The organism is Micromonospora yasonensis (genome assembly GCF_026013475.1).
Classification (GTDB): domain Bacteria; phylum Actinomycetota; class Actinomycetes; order Mycobacteriales; family Micromonosporaceae; genus Micromonospora; species Micromonospora yasonensis.
On the sequence record NZ_JAPDPH010000418.1, the window covers coordinates 1 to 2,183 of the forward strand.

The window sequence follows — 2,183 nt, forward strand, 5'->3', positions numbered from 1 at the left end:
CGGGCACTCCGGAGCGGGCAAGACCACACTGGTCGAGGCGCTGCTCGCGGCCAGCGGCACGATCAGCCGGGCCGGCAGCGTCACCGACGGCACCACCGTCTGCGACCACGATCCCGCCGCCGTACGCCAGCAGCGCTCGGTCAGCCTGGCGTGTGCCCCGCTGCTGCACCGCGACGTCAAGGTCAACCTCCTGGACACCCCCGGATACGGCGACTTCGTCGGCGAGTTGCGGGCCGGGCTGCGCGCCGCCGACGCGGCGCTGTTCGTGGTCTCCGCCGCCGACGGCATGGACGCCGCCACCGCCGCGCTCTGGGAGGAGTGCGCCGCGGTGGACATGCCGCGCGCCGTCGCGGTGGCCCGGCTGGACCACCCGCGCGCCGACTTCGACGAGGCGGTGGCGCTCTGCCAGCGGGTCTTCGGCGACAACGTGCTCCCGCTCTACCTGCCGATGCTCGGCGACGACGGCGAGTCGGTGGCCGGCCTGATGGGGCTGATCACCCGGCGCGTCTTCGACTACTCGGAGGGGCTGCCGCCCGCCGTGCGCGAGCCCGACCCGGAGCACCTGCCGGCGATCCAGGAGTCCCGCAACGAGCTCATCGAGGGGATCATCGCGGAGAGCGAGGACGAGACCCTGATGGACCGCTACCTCGGCGGCGAGGAGATCGACACCGAGGTGCTCATCACCGACCTGGAGAAGGCGGTCGCTCGCGGCCACTTCTACCCCGTGGTGCCGGTCTGCGCGGAGACCGGGGTCGGCCTGGACGCGCTGCTGGACGGCTTGGTGGCCGCGTTCCCGTCACCGCTGGAGCACGACCTGCCGGCGGTCACCGGGGTGGACGGCTCGCCCCGGCCCCCGCTGGCCTGCGACCCGGACGGCCCACTGGTCGCCGAGGTGGTCAAGACGACCGTGGACCGGCACGTCGGCCGGGTCTCCCTGGTCCGGGTCTTCTCCGGCACGCTCCGCCCGGACCAGCAGATCCACGTGTCCGGGCACGGGATGGCCGAGCGCGGCCACCCCGACCACGACGCCGACGAGCGGGTCGGCCACATCTACAGCCCCCTCGGCGCGACGCTGCGCGAGGTGCCCGCCGCGGTGGCCGGGGACATCTGCGCGATCACCAAGTCGGGCAGCGCGGAGACCGGCGACACCATCTCCGCCAAGGACGAGCCGCTGCTCGTCGCCCCGTGGGAGATGCCGGAGCCGCTGCTGCCGGTGGCGATCGTGGCGAAGAGCCGGGCCGACGAGGACGCCCTCGCCCGCAACCTGGCCCGGCTGGTCGCCGGTGATCCGACGCTGCGGCTGGACCGCAACGCCGAGACCCACCAACTGGTGCTCTGGTGCATGGGCGAGGCGCACGCCGACGTGGTGCTGGACCGGCTGCGCGCCGGCGGCGTCGAACTGGAGACCGAGCCGGTCCGGGTGGCGCTGCGGGAGACGTTCACCGCCGCCGCCAAGGGGCACGGCCGGCACGTCAAGCAGTCCGGCGGCCACGGTCAGTACGCGGTCTGCGACATCGAGGTGCAGCCGCTGCCGCGCGGGTCCGGCTTCGAGTTCGTGGACAAGGTGGTCGGCGGGGCGGTCCCGCACAACTACATCCCATCCGTGGAGAAGGGCGTCCGAGCCCAGATGGAACGCGGTCTGGTCGCCGGCTGCCCGGTGGTGGACCTGCGGGTGACCCTGTTCGACGGCAAGGCGCACAGCGTCGACTCCTCTGACGCGGCGTTCCAGACCGCGGGCGCCCTGGCGCTGCGCGACGCCGCCGAGAAGGGCCAGCCGGCGCTGCTGGAACCGGTCGACGAGGTGACCATCCGGGTGCCCGACTCGTCGGTGGGCGCGGTGATGGGCGACCTCTCCGGCCGGCGCGGTCGGGTGCTCGGCACCGAGCCGGACCCGGACGCCGAGGGGCGCACCCTGGTCCGGGCCGAGGTGCCCGCCACCGAACTGCTCCGGTACGCCGTCGAGCTGCGCTCGATGACCGCCGGCACCGGCACCTTCCGCCGCGAGTTCGCCCGGTACGAGCCGATGCCCGCCCACCTGGCCGAACAGGTCCGCAAGGAAGCCACCACCCACTCCTGACCGCCTGATTCACGGAAATAGTGGTCTCCGCCGCGCGAGGGGCCACTATTTCCATGAATCAGCGCGGATCTTGGGGCGGGCAAGCGGCGGTGTGGGTGGGGTGTCA

General features: G+C 73.4%; 1 protein-coding gene. It reads left to right on the forward strand.

What is annotated here, in order from left to right; translation table 11 throughout:
- Positions 1-2,077, forward strand: a 2,077-nt coding sequence (locus ONA70_RS35940; protein ID WP_265010930.1) for an elongation factor G-like protein EF-G2, incomplete at its 5' end; no start/stop codon positions are given.
- Positions 2,078-2,183: the final 106 nt, after the last annotated feature.